Origin of the sequence: Paenibacillus oenotherae, assembly GCF_019443105.1 — a bacterium.
Taxonomy (GTDB): Bacteria; Bacillota; Bacilli; order Paenibacillales; family Paenibacillaceae; genus Paenibacillus_Z; species Paenibacillus_Z oenotherae.
This window is the reverse complement of sequence record NZ_JAHZIJ010000020.1, coordinates 23049-46715: the sequence shown is the minus strand read 5'-3', so window position 1 is coordinate 46715 and position 23667 is coordinate 23049. Positions and strand designations below refer to the sequence as shown.

18 protein-coding genes and 1 riboswitch are annotated in these 23667 nt (G+C 50.0%); of the genes, 14 read left to right on the top strand and 4 right to left on the bottom strand.

The features are described 5' to 3' along the window. The first annotated feature begins 35 nt into the window (after positions 1 to 35). The gene (gene hmpA / locus K0T92_RS20585; protein WP_219874364.1) at positions 36 to 1253 is read left to right on the top strand and encodes an NO-inducible flavohemoprotein; all 1218 of its coding nucleotides are present in this window, start codon (positions 36 to 38) and stop codon (positions 1251 to 1253) included. 40 nt (positions 1254 to 1293) lie between these two features. Here hmpA and K0T92_RS20580 read toward each other — a convergent pair whose 3' ends face one another. After that, entirely contained in the window at positions 1294 to 1812 is a 519-nt protein-coding gene (locus K0T92_RS20580) for a Crp/Fnr family transcriptional regulator (protein WP_219874408.1), read from the bottom strand. 243 nt (positions 1813 to 2055) lie between these two features. Here K0T92_RS20580 and K0T92_RS20575 point away from each other — a divergent pair, with 243 nt between their 5' ends. The 6 genes from K0T92_RS20575 (at position 2056) to K0T92_RS20550 (ending at position 8979) form a co-directional block, all read left to right on the top strand. Next, the gene (locus tag K0T92_RS20575) at positions 2056 to 2841 is read left to right on the top strand and encodes an IclR family transcriptional regulator (protein WP_246628322.1); all 786 of its coding nucleotides are present in this window, start codon (positions 2056 to 2058) and stop codon (positions 2839 to 2841) included. 1207 nt (positions 2842 to 4048) lie between these two features. After that, on the top strand, positions 4049 to 4738 hold the full coding sequence (locus K0T92_RS20570) for a type 1 glutamine amidotransferase (protein WP_343223756.1): 690 nt from the start codon (positions 4049 to 4051) through the stop codon (positions 4736 to 4738). Positions 4739 to 4872: 134 nt separating this feature from the next. Further along, a complete protein-coding gene (locus K0T92_RS20565) occupies positions 4873 to 6444 on the top strand; it encodes a spore germination protein (RefSeq protein WP_246628315.1) in 1572 nt (523 codons plus the stop codon). A gap of 18 nt (positions 6445 to 6462) precedes the next feature. Next, the gene (locus K0T92_RS20560) at positions 6463 to 7548 is read left to right on the top strand and encodes a GerAB/ArcD/ProY family transporter (RefSeq protein WP_219874362.1); all 1086 of its coding nucleotides are present in this window, start codon (positions 6463 to 6465) and stop codon (positions 7546 to 7548) included. Then, the gene (locus K0T92_RS20555; RefSeq protein WP_219874361.1) at positions 7545 to 8750 is read left to right on the top strand and encodes a Ger(x)C family spore germination protein; all 1206 of its coding nucleotides are present in this window, start codon (positions 7545 to 7547) and stop codon (positions 8748 to 8750) included. The genes K0T92_RS20560 and K0T92_RS20555 overlap by 4 nt, the downstream gene beginning before the upstream one ends. Positions 8751 to 8754: 4 nt before the next feature. Next, positions 8755 to 8979 carry a hypothetical protein gene (locus K0T92_RS20550; RefSeq protein ID WP_219874360.1) on the top strand — a complete coding sequence of 75 codons (225 nt, stop codon included), beginning with the start codon at positions 8755 to 8757 and terminating at the stop codon, positions 8977 to 8979. A gap of 34 nt (positions 8980 to 9013) precedes the next feature. Here K0T92_RS20550 and K0T92_RS20545 read toward each other — a convergent pair whose 3' ends face one another. Then, on the bottom strand, positions 9014 to 10006 hold the full coding sequence (locus K0T92_RS20545) for a ParB/RepB/Spo0J family partition protein (protein WP_219874359.1): 993 nt from the start codon (positions 10004 to 10006) through the stop codon (positions 9014 to 9016). A 180-nt stretch (positions 10007 to 10186) separates the two neighbouring features. Here K0T92_RS20545 and K0T92_RS20540 point away from each other — a divergent pair, with 180 nt between their 5' ends. Then, the gene (locus K0T92_RS20540; RefSeq protein ID WP_219874358.1) at positions 10187 to 10477 is read left to right on the top strand and encodes a HesB/YadR/YfhF family protein; all 291 of its coding nucleotides are present in this window, start codon (positions 10187 to 10189) and stop codon (positions 10475 to 10477) included. 57 nt (positions 10478 to 10534) lie between these two features. Then, positions 10535 to 10673: riboswitch (cyclic di-AMP (ydaO/yuaA leader) on the top strand. 160 nt (positions 10674 to 10833) lie between these two features. Beyond that, positions 10834 to 11442 carry a beta-class carbonic anhydrase gene (locus K0T92_RS20535; RefSeq protein ID WP_219874357.1) on the top strand — a complete coding sequence of 203 codons (609 nt, stop codon included), beginning with the start codon at positions 10834 to 10836 and terminating at the stop codon, positions 11440 to 11442. A 377-nt stretch (positions 11443 to 11819) separates the two neighbouring features. Here the strand turns inward: K0T92_RS20535 and K0T92_RS20530 are convergent, their stop codons facing one another. Further along, positions 11820 to 12467 carry a YhcN/YlaJ family sporulation lipoprotein gene (locus K0T92_RS20530; RefSeq protein WP_219874356.1) on the bottom strand — a complete coding sequence of 216 codons (648 nt, stop codon included), beginning with the start codon at positions 12465 to 12467 and terminating at the stop codon, positions 11820 to 11822. Positions 12468 to 12541: 74 nt separating this feature from the next. Next, positions 12542 to 13294, bottom strand: a complete 753-nt coding sequence (locus tag K0T92_RS20525) for a polysaccharide deacetylase family protein (protein WP_219874355.1) — start codon at positions 13292 to 13294, stop codon at positions 12542 to 12544. A gap of 250 nt (positions 13295 to 13544) precedes the next feature. Between K0T92_RS20525 and K0T92_RS20520 the strand changes: the two genes are divergently transcribed. From K0T92_RS20520 to K0T92_RS20495, 5 genes are all read left to right on the top strand, one after another. Then, positions 13545 to 15998, top strand: coding sequence for a heavy metal translocating P-type ATPase (locus K0T92_RS20520; protein ID WP_219874354.1), 2454 nt, complete (start codon positions 13545 to 13547; stop codon positions 15996 to 15998). Between the two features lie 30 nt (positions 15999 to 16028). Continuing rightward, complete coding sequence (locus tag K0T92_RS20515; protein ID WP_246628314.1) at positions 16029 to 16955, top strand: hypothetical protein; 927 nt, start codon at positions 16029 to 16031, stop codon at positions 16953 to 16955. A 344-nt stretch (positions 16956 to 17299) separates the two neighbouring features. Further along, entirely contained in the window at positions 17300 to 17431 is a 132-nt protein-coding gene (locus K0T92_RS25355) for a hypothetical protein (protein WP_281423176.1), read from the top strand. Next, the gene (locus K0T92_RS25350; protein WP_281423175.1) at positions 17409 to 22868 is read left to right on the top strand and encodes a fibronectin type III domain-containing protein; all 5460 of its coding nucleotides are present in this window, start codon (positions 17409 to 17411) and stop codon (positions 22866 to 22868) included. The genes K0T92_RS25355 and K0T92_RS25350 overlap by 23 nt, the downstream gene beginning before the upstream one ends. Before the next feature lie 166 nt (positions 22869 to 23034). Further along, entirely contained in the window at positions 23035 to 23565 is a 531-nt protein-coding gene (locus K0T92_RS20495; protein ID WP_219874353.1) for a GNAT family N-acetyltransferase, read from the top strand. Positions 23566 to 23667: the final 102 nt, after the last annotated feature.

Below are 23667 nucleotides of genomic sequence, written 5' to 3'. Positions count from 1 at the left end.
TCATACAAAACCAATAATAAGGCGAGGCGAGCCAAATGCTTAATGAAGCAACGATACAGACAATCAAATCCACCGTGCCTGTACTGGAAGTCCACGGTACGGCCATAACGACGAGATTCTATCAGCTGCTGTTCACGAACCATCCCGAACTATTAAACATCTTCAATCATGCGAATCAAAAGCAGGGCCGTCAGCAGACCGCGCTGGCTAATGTGGTCTACGCGGCCGCCCTGCATATTGACAAATTGGAGAGCATTCTCCCTGTTGTGAAAGGGATTGCCCATAAGCACCGCAGTCTGGGTGTGCGGGCGGAGCACTATCCTATTGTGGGGGAGAATTTATTAGCCGCTATTAAGGATGTGCTTGGAGATGCTGCCACGGACGAGATTATGGGAGCATGGGCTGAGGCTTACGGAGTCATCGCAGATGTATTTATTAATGTCGAGGCGGAGATGTACCGCGAGTCGGAGGAGCAGGCAGGGGGCTGGGCTGACTATAGAGCGTTCCGTGTGGTGAGAAAAGTACGGGAGAGCGATGTCATTACGTCGTTCTATCTGGTTCCCCAGGATGGAAGGGCGCTGGCCCTCTATCAACCGGGGCAGTATGTCAGCATCAAGGTCAATATACCAGGGGATTCCTATACGCATATTCGTCAATACAGCTTATCTGATGCTCCCGGTCAAAGCTATTACCGGATCTCTGTCAAACGCGAGGATGCGATTGGGGATCATCCGGCTGGCAAGGTATCTGTCTTCCTGCACGAGCATATCGAAGAAGGCGGGGAGCTGCTGCTGACTGCTCCTGCTGGAGACTTTGTATTGGATACTGATGATGCCCGGCCGCTTGTACTTATGAGCGGGGGGGTTGGTTTAACCCCAATGATCAGTATGCTGAATACGGTGACAGCTTCAAATCCGCAGCGGCAGGTGACGTTCATTCATGCTGCACGCAATGGGCAGGTTCACGCGCTGCGCGATCATGTAGAGGAGCTTGCCCGGCTGCATCCGCAGCTGAAAGTCTATTGGTGCTATGAGCAGCCGTCCCAGGCTGATGAGGCAGCAGCTGCGCATCACCATACCGGCTTTATTGACCGCCACTGGCTGAGCGAGGTGCTGCCAGGTGTAGATGCAGGCTTCTACTATTGCGGGCCGACTCCGTTCATGAAGGCGATTCATGGTGCGCTGCTCGATTGCGGCGTGCAGGAGAAAGATATCCATTTTGAGTTTTTTGGACCTAGTCAAAGTCTGGCTTAGCTTGCACAGCAATGACACAGCCGTTTGTCCGCTGCGCGGTTTACTTAACTGGCGCAGCAGGTGCGGACTGGGCCCGCAGCAGTCGGTTGACGGTCTCCCGGCGCAGGCCGATGAATTGTCCGATCTCATCTTGCGTCAAAATATCGGTCAGCATATCCGGGGCGATGTAGGACTGGAACCAGAGCTGTAGCTTGCGCAGCTTCTCGGCTGGCGTTACTTGGGTAAGCTGATCAATCCGCTGCTGCATCATCCGCAATTTATCCTGAAGCTGCAGGGCTACATGATGGGATTTCTCAGGATTAGCCTTCAATTCCTGATACCAATCATTCGCAGCCAGCACTTGAATTTCACAAGTCGTAAGCGCGATTGCCGTTCCGTAGTAAGGCTTGGGGCTTATTAAAGAATGATGCGGGATGGTTTCGTTCGGAACGATAATATTGACCAGGACGGAATGCCCGTCTTCATGATGGCGTACAATTTTCAACAATCCGCTGGCCAGATGGTAAAGCGGCCCGGACTCTCCTTGACGAAATAATGTTTCACCCTTGTGCAGAATCAATTGCATCACCTCATATTGAATAGCGATAGCCGATTCTCTGGGCTTATCGCTATTTTTTCTTTTCATCATCATTCGGTTCGGTTGATTTCATGTAATCACATTATAGCCGGAATAGCAACATCCGGTGGCCCGAAGAGAGTGGGAAGGTGTATGATAATGGATAGGCTGCGGCGTCTGGACGTCAGGAGTAATATTGCTAAAGGCGTGAGCGTGTGGTTGCAGGAATGAACTAAAGGGGTGAGAATGCTGTCTGGCGTCATATCGAAAGCGATTCAGATTCTGGATGTCCTTCTTCCGCAAGGCAGCGAGAAGGAAATGAGCGTGACAGAGATTAGCAGGGAGCTGGATATGCCGGTGCAGAGCGTGCATCGGATTATTGGATCACTGGTCAGCCACGGGTTCGTAGCCCAGAATGCGGGGACAAAGAAGTATAAGCTGGGGCTGTCCATTATGAAGTACGGCTTCCTCATGTGGGATAGTCTGATGCTCCGTTCCGTAGCGAGACCGTTCATGGAGGAATTATGCCAGCGAACGAAGGAGACGGTATATCTGGCTACCCGTGAAAATGCCGAAGGTGTCTATATCGACAGCATCGATTCCCCCCAGCTGCTAAAAATATCGGAGCCGATCGGATTGCGCTTGCCGCTGTTTATTGGCGCATCCAACCGGGTCATTCTGGCCTATTTGCCTAAGCGAACAAGAGATCAATTGCTGTCAGACGTCGATTGGTCTGCAGTTCCTTCACTAAAGCCGCTCACTAGAGCTTATATTGAGAGCGAGCTTGACTTGATCAGAAGTCAAGGCTTTGCAATTACGACTGGTGAAGCAACTGCGGATACGACCGGGATCGGGGCGCCGATCTTCTCGTATGACCAGACGGTCATCGGGTCGCTCAATTGCGCCGGACCGTCTGTTCGATTCACTGGGCAGCATCTCGAGAAGTTCAGTGCGGCCACCAAGAAGTATGCGGATCTGATATCCGCCGAGCTCGGATTCCGCAATCGGGCACGCCAGCAGCGACAGGAATAACCGTCGGGCATATAGGATGGGGTGTGGGCAGCGATCTTACGCATATCGAGGGTACGCCGATACCCGATACCCCATACCAAATACCAAATACCAAATACCAAATACCAAATACCAAATACCAAATACCAAATACCCGATGGTAGCCGAGCCGTTGCATACCTGTTGAAGATCCGTCGATGTCCATCGAATGCTCATCGCAAATCCATCATAGGCGTGTCCAAATACCCGTCGAATAGCTAACTACTATGTCACTCTCATGCTTAAAGACAAAGCCTGCTATAGTGCATCAATTTACCGCAGAATGAGCCGAAATAGCGAAAAGCCTGCGATTGAGCATGAATTCCAGCGATTATCGCATCAATTTGAGCTTCAGTCGATAAAAGGATGCGCTGTCGCAGGAATTGTTGAATTTCGAAGTAAATAGGTCGCTAAAGGATGCACAATAGCAGGAATGTTAGTAGTAGAACGCCTGCAGCTCCCAGTGCGCGGTGCTTGGCGTCACATGCAGGTGGTCAACCTATCGAGCAGAGCAGCATTAGAGTCCGTAAAGTTTGTTGAAATGGAGTAGACCGCTGCTGATCAGTTGGGTGGAGAAAATGAGCATAATGATGAGAGGACACATTGCGATATATGCTGCTCTCTCATATGGTGGCGTCCCCTGCAAAATAAACATGCAAATGTGCATCAATTATCCGCAGATTACGCTGGAATAGCGAAAAGCCTGCGATAGGGCATGAATTCCAGTGATTATCGCTTCAAATTGAGCTTCAGTCGATAAAAGGATGCGCTGTCGCAGGAATTGTTGAATTTCGGAGTAAATAGGCCACCAAAGGATGCACAATAGCAGGAATGCTGGAGGAATCGAGTGCTGCAGTTAGAGTAAGGGTCAGGAATGCTGGAGGAATCGAGTATATCAGTTCGGACAGAGCGACAGAGGTTTGCTAGAGATACCGGGAACATTAGCAGGAATGCTGGAGGAATCGTTTATAGCAGTCCGACAGAGCGACAGAGGTTTGCTAGAGATACCGAGTACAATTGCAGGAATGTCAGACATTGCGTACACAGCAGCCATCAGCAGCGGAGCCGTCAAGGCTGCTTTTTTTTATTCCATCATCCCACATAGTGGGATAATCATCTACCGGGATCACAATTAATCCACTACTATGGTGACAGGAAATATAACATAACCATGATTTTGACGAGGAAGGTGATCCGTTTGAACATACTTGCTTTGAAACATTTTGCTTTTGATGATATTCACGCGCTGTCGATGTGGTCCAACAGGCACGGACATGTGCTGAATGTTCATGATCCTTCGCTGGGCTTGAGAATGGAATGGCTTAACAGTATCGATTTATTGATCATTCTGGGCGGGCCGATGAGTGTCTATCAGGAAAGTCTGTATCCTTGGTTAGCGGAGGAGAAGCGGTTCGTCGAGCAGGCGATTCTGCGCGGGAAGAAAGTGCTCGGCATCTGTCTGGGAGCGCAGATGCTGGCTGAGCTGCTGGGAGGCCGGGTATATCGGCATACCTGCAAAGAAATTGGCTGGCACCGCATCCTTCGTACCGGTGAGGAGCATCCTTGGTTCAAGGAAATTCCGGCCAACTTTCACAGTTTTCAGTGGCACGGGGATACGTTTGATCTGCCTCAAGGAGCCAGACGGCTGGCTTGGTCGGATGGCTGCGCCAATCAAGCTTTCGCATATGATGCGCGTATAGTGGGCCTGCAGTTTCACCTGGAGACTACGCCCGCTTGCATAGAGGAGATGCTGGCTCAATGGGCTGGAGAGCTGGGTGCCGGTCCCTATATCCAAACTGCGGACGAGATCAGACGGGGAATGGGAAGGAGCAGCGAGTCATTCCGATTGCTGCACAGCATAATGGAACAAACGTTGTGAATGCACAACACGGGAAAGCAGGGGCTGCAGAGTTAGCAGGGATCGCTGATTGCGGGCAGGTTCTGCAACCAGCGCATAAATTACTGCAGGATGGTAAAAAATAGCTCCATCATCTTACAAGGAGCGACAAGCAAATGAGATTACTAATGAGACTGCTCCACAAGTGGTCCCAAGCTAATCAGAAAAATAATAGTCGCCCTGAGAATGACAAGCCTTCACAAGAAAAGCTCACGGAAAGTTATACAGCGAACATAAGAATGATCCAGGCTGTTTATAAGCAATGCTCGGATGTAGTCTTCCGTCCGTTCCAGATAAGCGGTCATATTAATGCGACCATTATCTATATTAGTGGACTTACAGACCATGAAGGGATCGGCCAGTATGTGCTCATTCCGCTCATGCAGGGCAGCACAGCATTGGATGAAGGAATCGGCAATCTTGTAGAAAAGTCGCTGCCAGTTTCGGAAGTGAAGCCGGTCAATACAATCCAGGACTGTGTGAACCATCTGTCCATCGGACATGCTGTCCTGATTATTGATGGCCACCGGCAAGGCATCGCAATTGCGATTACGAAGACGGAGAAGAGGTCCGTAGAGGAGCCCCAGGCCGAGTCGGTCATTAGAGGGCCGCGCGAAGGCTTCACGGAAACATTAACGGTCAACTTGTCGCTCGTTCGCCGGAAAATCCGTACACCACTCTTGAAGACAGAGAGCATGACGATCGGCAGATATACAGGGACCGAGGTTGTGCTCACTTATATTGAGGGACTTGTGCTGGATGAGCTGCTCAAAGAGGTTAGAACCCGCGTCAAGAGCATTGATATCGACGGCATCCTTGAGACCTCCTACATCGAGGAGATGATTGAGGATAAGTCGTTGACACCCTTCCCGCGATCGCTCGTGACCGAGCGTCCGGATGTCGTAGCCGCCAATCTGCTGGAAGGCAGAATTGCGATATTCGTCAATGGAACCCCGTTCGTGCTCATCGTTCCGATCTCTTTCTTTTCCCTGCTGCAATCGCCTGAAGATTATTACGATCGCTATATTTTCAGTACGGCAACACGCTGGCTGCGGTATGTATTCCTGGCCATGTCCATGCTGCTGCCTTCCCTATATGTTGCGATTCTTAGCTATCACCAGGAGATGCTGCCGGCTTCTCTGTACTTCAGCATCGCTTCATCAAGAGAGACGGTTCCTTTCCCCGCCATCGTAGAGGCACTGATTATGGAGATTGCATTTGAGGCGCTGCGGGAAGCCGGGGTCAGGCTTCCCAAGCAGGTCGGCTCGGCGGTCAGTATCGTGGGGGCGCTAGTTATCGGTCAAGCTGCAGTAGCCGCCGGGATCGTATCGGCACCCATGGTCATGGTCGTGGCGATTACCGGAATTTCTTCCTTTATGGTGCCTCACTACGCTATCGGCTTTACGCTGCGCATCATAAGATTTCCGATTATGCTGCTGGCGGGAATGCTGGGATTGCTTGGCGTTATTATGGGGATTCTCGCCGTTCTCATTCACGTATGCACATTGCGCTCATTCGGAGTTCCTTATATGTCGCCCTTGGCCACAGTGGAGCAGAAGGATCTCAAGGACATCCTGATCCGAGCGCCATGGTGGAAGATGAATACTCGTCCCTCACTTACAATCGACAGGAACATTCACAGACAGCCTGCTGCCAGGAGAGATAAACGCATCCAAGACGAACAATGAAATCGAAGGTGAATCGGTATGATGGAACAAGGAAAAATCGGCGGCGTCCAGTTGTGCATGGTCATGTATCCTACTATTATTGCCACTGCCATTCTTTCGCTTCCGTCCATGGCTGCCGAATACGCAGGGCGCGATATGTGGATCACGCCGATCTGGGCTTTTATCGCTGGCGCCGCCAGTTTATTAATAGCGATTCAATTGAATAAAATGTATCCTAAAGCGACCGTGATTGAATACTGTGAGAGCATTCTCGGGAAAGTCATGGGCAAGGCGCTCGGGTTCCTCTATTTGTTCTTCTATATCCACGTTTCAAGCCTGATCCTGAAGGAGTACGGCAACTTTATTATCGGCAATTTCTTCATCAAAACGCCGATGATCGTCATTGTCGCCAGCTTTGCGCTGCTGTGTGCATATACCGCGCGCGGGGGCATTGAAGTCGTTGCCAGAACGGCCTCGCTAGTTACACCTTTTGCCTTCATCCTGCTTATGTCGGTGCTTATCCTCGTTACTCCTGAGCTTACACCGACCAACATGCTGCCTATGTTCGAGCATGGATTGATGCCGTCTATTAGAGGATCCCTCTCCATTCATAGCTGGTACAGCGAGTTTTTTATCATCGCTTTTCTTCTCCCTTATATGCATAATCGCGATGAAGGCATGAAAGCGGGCTTCTTCACACTTCTCGCCGTCATGATCACGCTGATTCTTGTTAATTTGGGCGCACTGCTGCTCATGGGGGAGGAAACGGCTCATTATATCTACCCGCTAATAGGCGTCGCAAGAACGATTAGTGTCGCGGGCTTTTTCCAGCACCTTGAATCCTTAATTATGGTGCTTTGGGTGGCAGGCACCTTTGTCAAGCTATCGATGTTTCTATATGCCTGCACACTTGGGGCCTCACAGTGGTGCGGACTGCCCCGTTACCGGATTATGGCGCTTCCGGTCGGGCTGCTTGTGGTGATTCTAAGCCAGTGGGGGCAGCCGCGCCTGCAGGAGCTTGATCATTTTTTTAATACCGCTGTCCCTTATTATTTATTGACTATGCAGGTGGTAGTCCCGTTCCTGCTGCTTCTGGCGGCATTGATGAGGAGGGCGGCAAAATGAGGGTACGGCCAATGCTGTTGAAGGCTGGAGGAGTATTCGTACTGCTCGTCCTGGCCTCCTGTACGCTGAGCGGCTGCTGGGACCGTATAGAGGTCAATGATCTGGCGACAATTACAGCGGTAGGGATTGATCAGTACTCCGATAACCTGATTGAGCTTTCCTTGCAAATTTATACTCCGCCTCAAGGCAGCAGCATTTCAATGCAAGGCGGCGGATCCAAGGGCAGTTCCAGTCAGAATCAATCAACGGTTATATCGGCTACTGGCATCAATTTCGCCGACGCAGTGTCGAAAGTGCAGGAAAAGGTGCCGCGCCTGCTGTTCTGGGGGCAGAATGAGGTCTTTGTCTTCAGTCATAGTGCAGCAAAGCAGGATATAGCCGGACATATGGATTATATTCTGCGTGTCCCGCAAATCCGCGGCAGCGCACTGGTCTTTGTCAGCCGGACGAAGGCAAAGGATGTTCTGGCTTTGACACCACAGCTGAGAAGCAGCTCCGCAGATGTGCTTGAGGAAGTCAGTAATCTGAAGATCGGGCTTGCCATGTCCGCCGGAAATTTCAATATTATGCTGAGCAGCAGCAAAGGAACAGCGATTATGCCCAGTATCGAAATTATGCCAGCGCCTGAAGGACAGCCGCAGAAGCGCTACCCTGCCATTACAGGCTGTGCGGTGTTCAAGGATTCGAAGCTTGCCGGATATATTGATGACAATATTACCCGTGGGGTGATGTGGTTCCGTAATGAAATCGATATGGCCACAGCGACTATTGTAACAGAGGATCAGGGAGGAATCATCTCCGCAAGGCTTAACCGTGGGAGAACCAGACTTAAACCGCGAATCAGCAATGGGATATGGGAGATGACAGTCGGAATTGATACGAGAGAGATTCTGGTTCAGAATACGTCCAACACTGATGTTGCGGAGTTAAAAGGAACCCGGATAGTGGAAGAGGGGCTCAAGCAGGAAATTGAGAAGCGAATGAATCGAACGCTGCAAATTGTGCAAAAAAAATTTGAAGCGGATGTATTCGGTTTTGCAGAAGCTTTTCATCGGAAGTATCCAAAAATTTGGAATAAGGAAAAGGGCAATTGGGAGGAAATCTTTCCCCATGTTCAGGTGAAGTACGATATTAAGACCGTCATTGTGAACCCAGGAAAACGTACAGTGCCTACGAACAGGATGGAAGGGGAGAAGGGATGAATGGATGAAGGCCAGCTATTTTCTTTGTATCACGTTGATTGTTGCGTTTATCTATCTGCTGGAATGGAGAGGCATTCCCCAGAACAGTCTAAAGGAAAGAGCAGCTTTCCTGATGCTGACTAGCATAGGGTGGCTGCTCGCTGTCTTGCTTCTGTTCTTCCCCGCGATAAGCGGTCCATCCCGCTGGATAGATGCGCTGTTCTCTCCGATTGTGCATATGTTCAGCTAACGCTCCAAACAGGGGCGTTAACAAGCGAGATCAATTATTGCGCTCTTTCTCTGATTGTTCGCCAATCGGCAAGGTGGTTCTCAAGTTGTTCAATCAGCTTGTCCATATCGGCAAGCAAGCTCGACCGCTCTTCTCCGAGGACAGATTCCAATGAGGAGATTGCCTCCGTTGTCAGAGGAGTATGAGTTGGCAGGGAGGTAATGAGCCGCTGCAGCTTTTCCTTCACCAGCGGTTCCTTTACCCGTTCGACACGTTCTTTCTTGGCTGTCGCTGCGCCTTGTTCAGAGTCTGCTTCAGCAGCGCGCTTCGCCCGCTCCTTCCGGTTATGCTCATAGACGGACCAGGTTTCCAGCAGATCGCGCCCTGACTTGTACAGCAGCTTGTCCTTCGTTCCGGTCGAGATGTCCGCGTCCATGAATAACCGGGCGATTTTTTTGACATCGGATACGGGCAGTTCGTCTCTGGCAATAATGAGCGCTAACGGATCACGATGCTCAAGCTGCAAATTTTTGAGCGGCAGCAGCTGATCCTCCGTCAGCTTGTCCTTCCGGATCTCTGTACCGCTTACTATCAGCTTCTTAACCGCTTTGCCGAACTTCAGCAATTCGCATTTGTTCTTAATATAGGACTCGGGTTTGCCGAGCTTGCTGGAGAGAAATTTGGTGGAGCTGCTGAACCTGGTATCCGTCAACAGCTTGTTGAACGCCTCCGCCTCCTCAATGGGCGAGAAGCCCTCCCTCGTTAAATTTTCCGCGATTTGCTCCAAATAAATTTCCAGATCATCCGTTACATCGGATACGATGCAGGGAATCGTCTTGCGGTCCAGCGTCTGGCAAGCTTTGTAGCGGCGGTTGCCATATATAATTTTGTACCTGCCGTTGTCTGTTGTTCTTACTTTGATGGGTGACAGCAAACCGAGCTCCTCGATGCTTCTCATCAATTCCTGCAGCGCTTCTTCATCGAACTGATATCTCGGTTGATCACTGTCCTCGTCTATGAGATGTGTAGCAATTTCAACAATATCCATCTGTTTTCTCCTATCGTTTCAGCGGGCGCGGGTGCAATGAGCTGCCCTGATATATTTGTATTATATATGAGTGTTCCTGTTGTGAAAATGTTTTTGCGGTGCAACTGTTCATAATCTTCCAGGGTGGTGTTATATTAATAGTGAAGGTGTTTGGCGTCGGCATGAAGGGAGATGGAGACGATGAGATTGTTGGTTGAAGGAGCGGCTGCAGATTGGTACAAGAGAGAGATGCTCTTGCAAGAAGGGGATCATGTGCGGATTTTCGTGCGATTGGGAGGCTGCGGCAGTGTACAGCCAGGCTTCTCATTGGGCGTCATGAAGGACGTCCCGCGCAATGCGGCGCTTCATCATATTGCGGCAGGCATCGATTTCTATATGGAAGAGGATAATCTCTGGTACTTGGACAATAAGAAGCTGATTATTACACTGGATGAGCAAGAGAACGAGATTGTGATGGAAGTCAAGGAGTAAATTTTCACATGTCAATATATGCTGTTTGCTTTGACTTTTGAAACGATTATATTCTACAATGGATATACGCTTAATTCTCGGCAAGCCTTTTGCCGGGAAGCGGGGGAACCAGTCAATTGGGGCGAATCATTGCACATGTAGGGTACCATCTACCCGAGCCCGTCAGCTAACCTCGTCAGCAGTAGATGGGTCTTGAAATCTATTGTATGTTAACGAGACCCTATTCCCATAGGGTCTTTTTGTGCTTTTTTCGAGACCCGGCCGGCTCAAAGACAACACCGCCCGGATGAATCCGGGACTGTTGGAAGAAGGTCGTTACGGCTACAGCCATTATACGAAGAAGGTGAGGTACGCTTATGATTGACGAAATTATGGCCTTCAATGAGAAATTCGTTCAGGAAAAGCAATACGAGTCGTATGTAACGGACAAATATCCGGATAAGAGAATTGCAATTCTCACCTGCATGGACACTCGGCTTGTCGAGCTGCTGCCCAAGGCGCTGAATCTTAAGAATGGCGATGCCAAAATTATTAAGAACGCGGGAGCCATCCTCACTCAGCCATTCGGAAGCGCGATGCGCAGCATTCTGATCGCAATCTACGAGATGGATGTCCAGGAGATTCTCGTAATCGGCCATCATGGCTGTGGAATGACGAACCATAGTCCTGACAATCTGGTGCAGAAATTTATGCAGAAGGGGATCTCCGAGGAAGTGCTGATGACGCTGGAAAACTCAGGAATTCGGATGAACCGGTTTCTGAAGGGCTTCGAAACAGCTGAAGAAGGGGTTATGCACAGTGTGAGCATGATCCGCAGACATCCGCTCATGCCAACCGATATCCCTGTTCATGGCTTCGTCATGGATCCAACGACGGGCCGATTGGAATTAATCCATCAAGGCTATAATGAGAATGACATGCGCCATGAACGGATCAAGCATTATAAATCGATTCCGTTTGATTGAACAGAGTTTACTTCAAGATTTGTTTTAAAAAAAAGCGCGAGTGACAGGGGCATCTCACCTGTCACTCGCGCTTCTTATGTTCATAGCGTCCTTCGTACAGTCGTGACGGAGTAAGAAGCCTGCGAATGTGCATGAATTTCGGTTACACGACACCTAAATGGTCAAATTCCTGCGATCATGCATGAATTATAGGATAAATTGACCGATAAGGGCAAACTAAGGTGAAATACCTGCACGCTGGCAGGCATTTCACCTTCAAGGGGTCAGAACCAGGGACAAAACTGCCGTTTCGCATGTTTTGCTTGGCTCGCATCTCGCAATCGTGAGGTGAAATTTCCAAAAAACTTGCGGGGCAGCCCCTTTACTTCGTGTAATGCCTAGCGAAGCGGAGCTGTTACGGCACGGCCAATATCGCGAATGAGAATTCCGATATCTTCAGTAAAGTTGCGGACTGGATGACCGTCCAGTGGAACCATTTGGCGCTGCATCCCTCTAATGCGGGAATGCATATTTTTGTCTGCTGTGACATGCACGTTGTACTTGGGCTCAAGCTTCTTGGCTTCAGCCTTGACTTTACGGGCAACATCAGCGGTATTGGCGCCTGCTTTCACATCAATCCCAATGATGGCATCTCGATTATTGATAACAACAGTAGCCTTGTCTACTCCATTAATCGCGGAAACATGCTTCAACAATCGTCCGGATGCATTTTCATACGGATTATTCGCGTTTCTTGCAGGACGAGTTCCGACACCATTCATGGTGTTATCGCGATTCATGCCATTCATGGTGTTGTCGCGGTTAATTCCATCCATCGCTGTGCCGCGATCAAGGGAACGTAACCCATTTCCATCCGTTAAAGCGCGGTTGTCGAGCGAACGATTCATATACCTGTTATTCGTGGTGCGATGATCGATGGATCGGGCCTTGTACTGGTTTGTCTTCAGTCCGTCATCGCGCATACACCCCGTCGCTGTCACGACAAGAGCAATGGACAACAGTAGTACACCTGCAGATTTTTTCACCTTGTAGTGTCACCTCCATCATATAGAATGCTTCAACAGCGAGATGTTCATGCTGGTAATCAATTCAACGGCATCTAGTTCGTGGCGCCATGGGTCTCGGCAATGGATGATTTGACCAGTTCGGATACAGTGACAAGTCGAAATCCGCGCGCAAGCAGCTGGGGCAAAATTTGCTTCAATGCTTCAATGGTTTGCGATTTGCCCTGAACATGATCGTGGAACAGCACGATATCTCCGTTCCTGGCGTTATCCAGCACTTTATTTCTTATAAAATAAACGCCGGGCCTTCGCCAGTCCTGAGTATCCTGATGCCAGGACCACATAACCGGAACCAGCCCCATGGCATTGGATACTTGTACAATGGTTTCGTCGAACATGCCGCCGGGGGGCCGGAACAGGGCGGATTTACGTCCAATGGCTTTGAAAATTTCGGCTTCCGTTCGTTCGATTTCTTTTCTTACGTCATATTCTGAAGCCGGCATTTTGAAGTACGAATGGCTGTAGGTATGGTTCGCAACTTCATGCTCCTCTGCTGCTATCCGCCTCACAATATCGGGATATTGCGCCACACGTTTGCCTACAACAAAAAAGGTTGCCTTCGCATTGTAAAGCTTGAGCAAATCAAGAATTTCATTCGTCTGGACGGCATCCGGGCCATCATCGAATGTTAACGCAATCAGCTTCTGCCGGGTCTGTACCTCCCAGATCATTGCACCTTTCCGCTCGTAATAGAACCGGTCCTTCTTCAGTGGCCTTGCATCGGCTTCAGTTGCTGTCAACAGTGCCAGAATGCATAAGGCGCCTAACAGACATTTGCGTGCGAGCATATATCCCCATCCTTTGCTGATAGCTAATGCTTCATGTGGACTGACAGATCATCATGGATTAGCGTTTCTTATTAACTGATTTCGCATACCAGCCATTTCATTTGATTCGTGCTGCTTGTGATATAGGTTACGGGGGTATGCTAAAAAAATGCTTGACTTAATATAGGGAGGGGGGGTATATTAGGAGTAACAAAACATTAGCAACGAATTCCAGTACCCGATGGAAAGCCGTTGAAGGAGTGAAGACAGAATGAGCACAATCGTTTCGAGCGATAATGATAACAATAATAAGCAGTCCACGATTCAAATTACAGGGATGACGTGCGCAGCTTGCGCGAGCAGAATTGAGAAGGGTCTGAGCAAGCTGGAGGGCGTATCTTCGGCCAATGTGAATTTTGCACTGGAACGGGCAAGCGTCATCTATAATCCGTCACAAGTGAACATGGAACAATTAGAAACACGCATCAAGAAATTGGGTTATGACACAGCTAAGGAATCCGTTGATCTGCAATTGGAGGGCATGACGTGCGCGGCTTGTGCGAACCGGATTGAGAAAGGCTTGAACAAGCTGCCGGGCGTCTCGAAAGCCACAGTCAATTTTGCGCTGGAGACCGCTCATGTCGAGTTTGCTCCAGGTGAAGTTTCACTAGCTGACATGGAGAAGAAGGTTGCTAAGCTGGGGTATAAAGCCTATCCGAAGCAAAGCGGCGGCGAGAAAGAGAACCACCGGGAGAGAGAAATCCGCAATCATAAGCGCAAGCTGCTGTTCTCGGCGATATTATCGTCGCCGCTCTTGTGGGCAATGGCAGGGCATTTCTCCTTCACCTCCTGGCTCTATACGCCGGAGCTGTTCATGAACCCGTGGTTTCAGTTCATACTGGCAGCACCGGTCCAATTTATTGTCGGCTGGCAATTCTACACAGGCGCCTATAAGGCGCTGCGCAATGGCAGTGCGAATATGGATGTCCTTGTTTCTCTAGGAACTTCAGCCGCGTTTTTCTACAGCTTGTACCAGACGATTGACTGGTCGCTCGGTACAAGTGGTCATCATGGCCCGGCGTTATATTATGAGACGAGTGCGGTGTTAATTACGCTCGTTATTATGGGCAAGCTGTTCGAGGCATTGGCGAAAGGGCGTACCTCCGAGGCGATCAAGTCGCTGATGGGACTGCAAGCCAAGACTGCCCTCATCGTCAGGGACGGACAGGAGCTTACAGTTCCGGTAGAGGAGGTGTTGACAGGGGATATCGTACTTGTAAGACCTGGCGACAAGGTGCCTGTTGACGGCGAGGTTATCGAGGGCAGCTCTGCTGTTGATGAGTCGATGCTTACAGGCGAGAGCATTCCGGTTGAGAAGAAGGCTGGCGATGCTGTCATCGGAGCGACGATCAACAAGAACGGCATGCTCAAGGTGAGAGCAACGAAGGTTGGCAGAGATACTGCGCTTGCTCAAATTATTAAAGTGGTAGAGGAAGCACAAGGCTCCAAGGCGCCTATTCAACGTGTTGCCGATGTGATCTCAGGCATATTTGTTCCGATCGTTGTAGGTATTGCTGTTGCAGCCGCGCTAGTCTGGTACTTCTTCGTTAGTCCAGGGGACTTTGCCAAGGCGCTTGAGATTGCGATTACAATACTCGTCATTGCCTGCCCATGCGCACTCGGCTTGGCTACACCGACTTCCATTATGGCGGGCTCGGGCCGTGCCGCAGAGCTGGGGATCCTTTTCAAGGGCGGCGAGCATCTGGAACAGACACATAAGATAGATGCGATCATATTGGACAAGACTGGCACAGTAACGAAAGGAAAGCCTGAGCTGACAGATGTCTATACGTATGGGGAACAATGGAAGGAAGAAAGCTTTCTGAGGCTCGTCGGGGCAGCAGAGCGCAGCTCCGAGCATCCGCTTGCGGAAGCAATCGTTCAGGGTATTATGGAGCGCGGTATTGAGCTGCCTGAGGCGGCTGGATTTGAGGCCATTCCAGGGTATGGCATCTCGGCAATTGTAGAAGGCAAGGAATTGCTTATCGGAACCCGCCGCTTGCTGGAGCAGCATGGCATCGATGCCACTCATGTCTATGAAGCGATGTCCTCTCTTGAAGAAGCAGGGAAAACAGCCATGCTCGTTGCAATTGACCGCTCTTATGCGGGCATGGTTGCCGTTGCCGACACAATCAAAGATTCCTCTAAGGCTGCGGTGGCAAGACTGAAGGATATGGGAATTCAAGTCATCATGATTACCGGTGACAATGAGCGTACTGCGAAGGCTATTGCCGCGCAGGTGGGAATTGATCATGTGCTTGCAGAAGTTCTTCCGGAAGGCAAGGCCGCCGAGGTGAGAAAGCTGCAGGAGCAGGGGAAGAAGGTCGCCATGGTCGGCGACGGCATTAATGATGCGCCAGCACTTGCGACCGCGGATATCGGCATGGCAATCGGCACCGGAACAGATGTCGCTATGGAAGCGGCGGATGTGACGCTTATGCGCGGCGAGCTTACCAGCATACCGGATGCGATCTACATGAGCCGCAGAACGATGAGCAATATTAAACAAAATTTGTTCTGGGCGCTTGGCTATAACACGCTCGGTATTCCGATTGCGGCCATTGGTCTGCTTGCTCCATGGGTTGCTGGTGCCGCAATGGCATTAAGCTCCGTATCCGTTGTCTTGAATGCGCTGCGTCTGCAGCGTATCCGTATCCGAAATTAACATTAAACAAAGAAAGCGTGGAATGTACAAATGATAGTGAAGAAGAACAAATGGATGCTGGCAGCTGCTGCTTTACTCCTGATCACCGTTATGGCAAGCGCATGCAGCAAGGATACAAGCCATAACAATCATGCGGCGAGCGGCCATACGGACAACAGCACAGACGACAAGCCTGCGAATGCTTCTGCGGAAGAGGGAGAGGAGAGCGGCGGCCATGGCAATCATGGGGGAGCGCATAATACGGGTGCCGCTGTTGATGAAATGGAAGGTATGAAGGCAGAATTCTCTTTTGCAGGCGGGAAGCCTGAAGCGAATGAAGAGAGTGAATTGACCATTATGATCTCGAATGAAGACGGAACGCCTGTCAAGTCATTTACAGAGAACCATGAGAAGCTTCTTCATTTGATTGTGGTAGACCATAGCCTCGGTTACTTCAACCATATTCATCCGGCCTACCAAGGGGAGGGCAAGTTCACGATTAAGACTGCTTTTCCTGAAGGGGGAGAATACAAAGTGTTTGCCGACTTCATTCCAGCGGGAGGCTCCAATATTACGAAGAGCGAATGGATTGAAGTAAGCGGCAAGGAAAGCGGCCACACGGAGATCAAGCCTGATTCTTCGCTGGTCAAGGAGGATGCCGGCAAGGAGGTGGAGCTGAATCTTAGCAGCAGCAAGGCTGGCGAAGAGGCCGTCCTTTCCTTCCACATACGTGATGCCAGCTCGAAGGATGACATTACGAATCTTGAGCAATACTTGGGTGCAGTCGGCCATGTTGTCATTCTTTCCGAGGATGCCGAGCAATACATCCATGTCCATCCCATCGACGAGAAGACTTCCGGACCGGAAGCAAGGTTCGCCACGACATTCCCCAAGGGCGGCACGTATAAAATCTGGGGGCAGTTCCAGCATGGCGGAGAAGTTTTCACCGTTCCGTATGTGGTGAATATTACGGATTAAGCGCTGCTTGATTTCGGCTTGGCCGGTAATCCATAGATACGTTAATCGTTAAGAATCGGTCCGAATAGCTCCATATCCAATGAGTCAGTCCCAAATGAAAGATGCCTCCAAACCGCTAAAAAGTGGAACTGGAAGCATCTTTTTAGTATACAGAGCTCAGCTATGAATTATGAGAAATTCCTAAGTTGATTTATCAATAAAGTCATGCTAAATTTAGGGCATGAAACCGGTTTCATGCCATCATTTTCATTTAAATTCGTATTTCCTATGAATTGGGTGTGAATTAATGTTAATAATACCGGTTTTTGTAAGCGCTTTATAATAGAGGGGGGACAATTTTTGCATTGCCGATTGTGTTGGAATTGCAGGGTGGGGCTGCAATGAAGCTCATCGGAGGTATTGCAGCAATGCTGCGAAAACGTTTGCATGTCATTAAAATGAAGAAGGTGCTTAATGAAAAAACTATCGTTATTTAGAAGAGTAATGCTTGCAACCGTGCTAATTAGCTCGCTAATTGCGCCTAGCTTCGCATTCGCCGAAATTGCGGCATCTCACGTGTACCACAATCATATGCCGAACTTCTGGCCTTATTATGATCTCTCCAAGTATTCAGCTACGCCTGTTGGCGGAGAAATTCGCTACATGTATGACGGACAAGTTATTGATCTTAAGAAAAGCCCTCCGGCGGGTTATCCTTACTACCTGCCTAATGGCACTCCAATGCCGCATGATGATCTCGTCAGCTACTATTCCCATCATGCGAAAGTAGGCGCTTACTTATACTGGCCTTGGAGTGTAGCCCAGACGCTGAGGACCAATCATCCGTCTGCGCAAATGCAGGTCACAATGTCAGGATCTGCTGTTAACAATGTAAACAGCTTTATGTACACCAACAACATTGGTGCATACAACAATGTCAATTGGGGCGCTCCTTGGAAGAATGCGTACAATACGCTGAAAACGCCAAGCGGCAAAAGAACGATGGATCTTGTTCACTTTACAGGCCATCACTCCATGGGACCACTGACTGGTAATGAGTATATGCTCAAAGACCTCATCTACCAGAACGTAACGCTTGCACAGCCATCCTTCCTGGGTGCTGACTTCAAGTCCTCCCAAGGGTTTTTCCCGACGGAGCTTGGATTCTCCGAGCGGATCATTCCTGTATTGGAGAAGCTTGGCATCAAGTGGTCGGTAATCGGCAATAACCACTTCTCCAGAACGTTGAAGGATTACCCGCTGCTGAATGATCCGGGCAAGGATACAATGGTATCCCCGCCTAACCGCGCTGATCTCCAGAACGAGAGCAATGTCGGCTCATGGATTTCTCAGCCAATGTTCAATGAACAGCAAGTCACGCACAACAAATTCCCATTTGCTTCAACACCGCACTGGGTTAAATATGTGAATCCGACTACGGGTCAAGAATCCAAGATCGTCGGTGTTCCTGTTGCACAGGCCGAATCTTGGGAAGAGGGCTACCAAGGCTCTGTAACGGCTAAAGCTTTGAAGCCGTTCGAAGGCTTGGTTCCGCAGAAGCAGTTCTTCGTCATCGCGCATGACGGCGATAACTCACAAGGACGCGCAGGAGACGAAGGCACATGGCGGAATGCCGGCAATGTGACATACAGCGACGCTGGCGTCAAAGGTATCGGTATTGATGAGTACCTGGTCAATAATACGCCTGCTGCAAGCGATGTTGTTCACGTGCAGGACGGTTCGTGGATCGATACGCGCGACTCCTCTTCTGATCCGCAATGGCATCACTGGAAGCTTCCTTTCGGTATCTGGAAAGGACAATTTGCAGATTTCAACCGTGTTAATGGAACAGATTATGAGCCTAAGAAGAATCTGTCCGGACAACAAGACGGCATGACCGTTTCCTTCGAGTACGGATATCACTATCTGGAGCGGAATTTTGCATTGCTGCAGGCTGCGCTTAACTATGCGAAGACAGCAGAGCAAATCTGGCTGGATGATAATCCGAACTACTGGTCACCTAAGACTGAGCTTGACCGTCAAGTGACTTACCAAGGCAACCAATTGAACCCGTGGATGATGTCGTATCCGGTTAAGGGAGATCCTGCAAACAATTACGCAGGCGGAGCGAATCCGGCTGAATTGTCATGGTACTTCCTGATCCCGGCGCTTGATTCGGGCTTCGGTTACTACGATGAGAATGTCGATGATGGTGTTAAACCGACGCTGTCATTCAATCAATCCTTGCACTTCTCTAAACCTTATGTTGCGAGCAACGCAAGCAAAGACAAGACGGGTCCATCTGTCTGGTGGCCGCAGAGATGGCCGTACAATCCAGGCAGCGCAAATGTGGATAAATCCGAAGGATGGACTCTGCATTACTTCGACAATACGTTCGGTATCTATACGTACGCGTATGATATGAACGGCATCACAGACATTAAGCTGAAGGTCCGTACGCATCGCGATAAATCCGCAAATGCATCGGATAACACTTTCCGCGTTTACGATCCAGCGGCTCTGAAAGCTCAGAATGTTCCGGGAATCGATCCAGCCAAGGTTGGAGCTTGGGTTGAATATCCAATGAACAAGCGCGATCTGAAACCGGATATTAACGGTGTTGAGTGGCAAGCAAGCTCGACGCAAATGTTCAAGAAAGTGCCAGCTCAAGAGATTGGCGATCTGTATTTCACGTACCTGAACCAATATCGTGATCAACTGCTCGATTACTACATTGAAGCGGTTGACTCCAAGGGCAATGTGACGAAGAGCGATATTCAACAGGTATACGTCGGCACAGGCAAATACAAGCGTGAGGGCGGCAAGATTGTAGAAGACATCAATGGCGATATCGAAGGTACGTATCCGTTCATTACGGATAAAGCGCCAGTTGATGACGTAACAGCTCCATCTGTTCCAACAGCGATCACCTCTTCTGCAAGCTCCAAAACGACGATCAGCTTGTCGTGGACGCCTTCAACGGATGATGTGAAAGTTACTGGCTATGAGATTTATCGCAACGGCACGAAGGTGGGAACTTCCGCATCTGCAAGTTACACGGATAGCGGCCTGACCCAGCTAACGAGCTACACATACACAATTAAGGCTTATGACAAAAAAGGCAACATCTCTGCTCTGAGCGCTCCATTCTCCGTATCTACAACAGATAAGGGCAATAGTGCGACGATCTACTACAAGCAGGGCTACACCGCGCCTTACATTCATTACCGTCCTAATGGCGGTGCATGGACAGTTGCGCCGGGAGTCAAGATGCCTGTTGCAGAAGTGAGCGGCTACAACAAGATTACGATTGACCTTGCTGATGCTTCAGGCGTTGAGGCTGTATTCAACAACGGCAGCGGCACATGGGACAATAACGGCGGACAGAACTACAAGTTCAATGCCGGAACTTCAACATTTGCTGCAGGAACGATTACGATTGGCGCACCGCAAGGTGTAGATACCGAAGCGCCAACCGTTCCTACAGCATTGAAAGCAAACAGCAAGACAACAAACAGTGTAACGCTGGGCTGGACAGCATCTTCGGACAACGTGAGTGTGACTGGCTACGAGATCTGGCGCGGCAATACGAAGGTAGGAACGACAGCAACGACTTCCTACACGGACACCGGCCTTACCGCAAATACAGCTTACAGCTATACGGTCAAAGCATATGATGCGGCTAACAATGTATCCGGGGCGAGCAGCAGCATCTCCGTCACCACGGAAGCGGTAGTCTCGCAGCCGCCTTCAGCGCCTGGGAACCCGACAGTAACCGGCAAGACCCAAACGAGTGTAACGCTGGGCTGGACTGCCTCTACAGGTACTGTCACTGGTTACGAGATCTGGCGCGGAGCTACGAAAGTAGGAACAAGCGCGACAACGTCTTACACAGACACAGGACTGACAGCAGGTACAGCTTACAGCTACACAATCAAAGCTTATAACGCGAACCAAGTATCGGAAGCGAGCATCAGCGTTTCTGTTACGACTGATACTGGAACGGATACACAGCCGCCTACAGCGCCAACCAATCTGGTGGAAAGCGCAAAAACGGCAAACAGTGCAACACTGGGCTGGACAGCATCCACAGATAACATTGGTGTAACAGGCTACAACATCTATAATGGCAGCACGCTTGCTGGAAGCGTAGCAGGAACTGTTACCAGCTATACGGTTACAGGTCTGACGCCTAATACGGCGTACAGCTTCACAGTGAAAGCGAAGGATGCGGCAGGCAATGAATCCAATGCAAGTCAAGCGCTTAGCGTGACGACATCTAACGTTGGAAGCAGCAGCAACCTTATCGTCAACCCAGGCTTCGAAACCTACACGGGTACGACCGGTGTAGCAAACAACTGGACCAAATCCGTAACATCAGGTGTAACCTCCACCTTCGAATTGGTAACAACACCAGTCGCAGCTGGAAGCAAAGCACAGCAAGTTACGGGTTCCAACCTGGCAAATGGAAACGCAGTCATGATTTATCAATATGTACCAGTAACAGAAAACACGCCTTATAACGCGAGCGGTCAATTCAAAGTCAACAGTCTGACCAACGCAAGAGTTCAGCTGTACATTGACTTCTACAATGCAAGCAACAGCTTGCTCGGCTACAAGAAGCTGGATTACACGCAAGTGTCCAGCAGCTTCATCCCGCTGCAACTAAGCGGCACAGTGCCAGCAGGTGCTACAAGAGCTAAAGTTTACGCGATTCTTCGCGGCTCGGCAGCTGGCGGTGCAGGCAGCTTCATCGTGGATGATATGAAATTCCTTGCTGAAGAAGAGACACCAGTAGATACACAAGCGCCAAGCGCACCTGCCAGCCTTGCGGCTACTGGCAAAACCGACACAACGGCAAGCCTGTCCTGGACAGCTTCAACCGATAATGTCGGCGTTGCAGGCTACGAGATTTTCCGCAACGGCGCGAAAATCGGCACTGCCGCAGCAGCAAACTTCACAGATACAGGCTTGACGGCAGAAACTTCGTACAAGTACACCGTTAAAGCTTACGACGCTGCAGGCAATCTGTCGGCAGCGAGCAATGAAGTAACAGTAGTTACATCGGCTGGCCCGGATACGCAAGCGCCAAGCGTGCCGGCAGGTCTTGCATCGAACGGCAAAACCGAAACATCGGTCAGCCTGATCTGGACAGCATCAACAGATAATAAAGGTATTGCCGGTTATGAGATTTGGCGCGACAATGCGAAGATCGGCACATCAACGGCGACATCCTTCACGGATTCGGGACTTACCGCTAGCACAGCTTACAACTACAAAGTGAGCGCATTCGACGTAGCGGGCAATTTGTCAGCGCTAAGCGCAGGCATTACGGTCACGACCAATGATGCTCCTTCTACTGGAAAAGTAACGATTTACTACAAGAAAGGCTATGCGAACCCGTACATCCATTATCGTCCGATTGGCGGAGCATGGACGACAGCTCCGGGAGTTGCGATACAGCCATCCGAGATTTCTGGCTACAACAAGATTACCGTAGATGTTGGAACAGCTACCGGCCTGGAAGCGGTATTCAACAACGGCAGCGGCACATGGGATAACAACGGCGGCAAGAATTATATCTTCCCGCTTGGCGTATCGAACTTCGGTGGCGGTACTATACAGCCTGGCGTTCCGGTACCATCTGCTGAGAATACGGTAACGATCTATTACAAGCAAGGCTATGCTGCTCCTTATATTCACTGGCGTCCAGAAGGCGGTACATGGACATCGGCTCCAGGACAGCTTATGCAGAGCTCGGAAATTGCCGGCTACAGCAAAGTAACACTGTCGATCGGCACCGCAACCAGAGCTGAAGTATGCTTCAACAACGGCTCCGGTACATGGGACAGCAACGGCGGTAAAAACTACTTCTTTAACGCCGGAACGTCCACATTCAATAGCGGCAATATTGTCAACGGCAGTCCGCAATAATAGAGAGAGATGAATAAATGTTGGATCTGGCCCGCAGCGCTCATGCTGCGGGCTTTTTTTTTCTTCCCGCATATCGTAGCAACTGAAGGAAGAAGTTGGTACACTTCTCATAGCAGAGCATTTTGAGGGGCCGTGCTGCGCCCTCCGAAGGAGTTGTGTGTAAGAGATGGGCGAACACATTCATCAGGCTGCAGCTGTCAGATTGGCGGTCTATTCCGACAGAAGCGAATTGGCATTCGTTCATGCGGAATCGTACCGCAGCGCATATAGGGGCATTATGCCGCAACACTTTCTGGATCAAATTACAGCAGACAAGCAGGAGATTTATTATGAACAGGCTTTACGCGCAGGGAAAGAGCAAATTGGACTGCTGCTGCTGTCTGGGCGTATCATCGGTTATATCACTGTAGACGGTGGCAAGGAAGAGGATATGGATGCCAGCGGCTATGGCGAGATCCGGGGACTGTATTTGCTGGAAGACAGCCGGGGGAAGGGCTTGGGCAAGCTGCTGCTGGACTGGGGCATTAACAGGCTGAGAGAATCGGGCTATTCCGATGCCTTCCTCTGGGTGCTGGCGAAGAATACGAGCGCCAGAAGCTTCTACGAGCGTGCGGGATTCCAGTTCGACGGGAAGGAAAGGGCAATCATAAGAGGCAAGGAGCTGACCCAGCTAAGATGCCGGAAAGCAATCCTGTAGACAACCAGTGTCAAACCGTGATCCGGCAGGCAAATACGGGGCAGGTTTATAGATGTGAACCTAGATAATGGATAGCAACGTATGTTATCATGGTTTATGACA

Excerpts from the sequence above, each read along its gene's own strand:
- K0T92_RS20515 (WP_246628314.1), top strand. The coding sequence starts at position 16,029 with ATGATAGTGAAGAAGAACAAATGGATGCTGGCAGCTGCTGCTTTACTC.
- K0T92_RS20525 (WP_219874355.1), bottom strand. The coding sequence starts at position 13,294 with ATGCTCGCACGCAAATGTCTGTTAGGCGCCTTATGCATTCTGGCACTG.
- K0T92_RS20555 (WP_219874361.1), top strand. The coding sequence starts at position 7,545 with ATGAGGGTACGGCCAATGCTGTTGAAGGCTGGAGGAGTATTCGTACTG.
- K0T92_RS20495 (WP_219874353.1), top strand. The coding sequence starts at position 23,035 with ATGGGCGAACACATTCATCAGGCTGCAGCTGTCAGATTGGCGGTCTAT.
- K0T92_RS20565 (WP_246628315.1), top strand. The coding sequence starts at position 4,873 with ATGAGATTACTAATGAGACTGCTCCACAAGTGGTCCCAAGCTAATCAG.
- K0T92_RS20550 (WP_219874360.1), top strand. The coding sequence starts at position 8,755 with ATGAAGGCCAGCTATTTTCTTTGTATCACGTTGATTGTTGCGTTTATC.
- K0T92_RS20520 (WP_219874354.1), top strand. The coding sequence starts at position 13,545 with ATGAGCACAATCGTTTCGAGCGATAATGATAACAATAATAAGCAGTCC.
- hmpA (WP_219874364.1), top strand. The coding sequence starts at position 36 with ATGCTTAATGAAGCAACGATACAGACAATCAAATCCACCGTGCCTGTA.
- K0T92_RS20535 (WP_219874357.1), top strand. The coding sequence starts at position 10,834 with ATGATTGACGAAATTATGGCCTTCAATGAGAAATTCGTTCAGGAAAAG.
- K0T92_RS25350 (WP_281423175.1), top strand. The coding sequence starts at position 17,409 with ATGAAAAAACTATCGTTATTTAGAAGAGTAATGCTTGCAACCGTGCTA.
- K0T92_RS20575 (WP_246628322.1), top strand. The coding sequence starts at position 2,056 with ATGCTGTCTGGCGTCATATCGAAAGCGATTCAGATTCTGGATGTCCTT.
- K0T92_RS20560 (WP_219874362.1), top strand. The coding sequence starts at position 6,463 with ATGATGGAACAAGGAAAAATCGGCGGCGTCCAGTTGTGCATGGTCATG.
- K0T92_RS20545 (WP_219874359.1), bottom strand. The coding sequence starts at position 10,006 with ATGGATATTGTTGAAATTGCTACACATCTCATAGACGAGGACAGTGAT.
- K0T92_RS20540 (WP_219874358.1), top strand. The coding sequence starts at position 10,187 with ATGAGATTGTTGGTTGAAGGAGCGGCTGCAGATTGGTACAAGAGAGAG.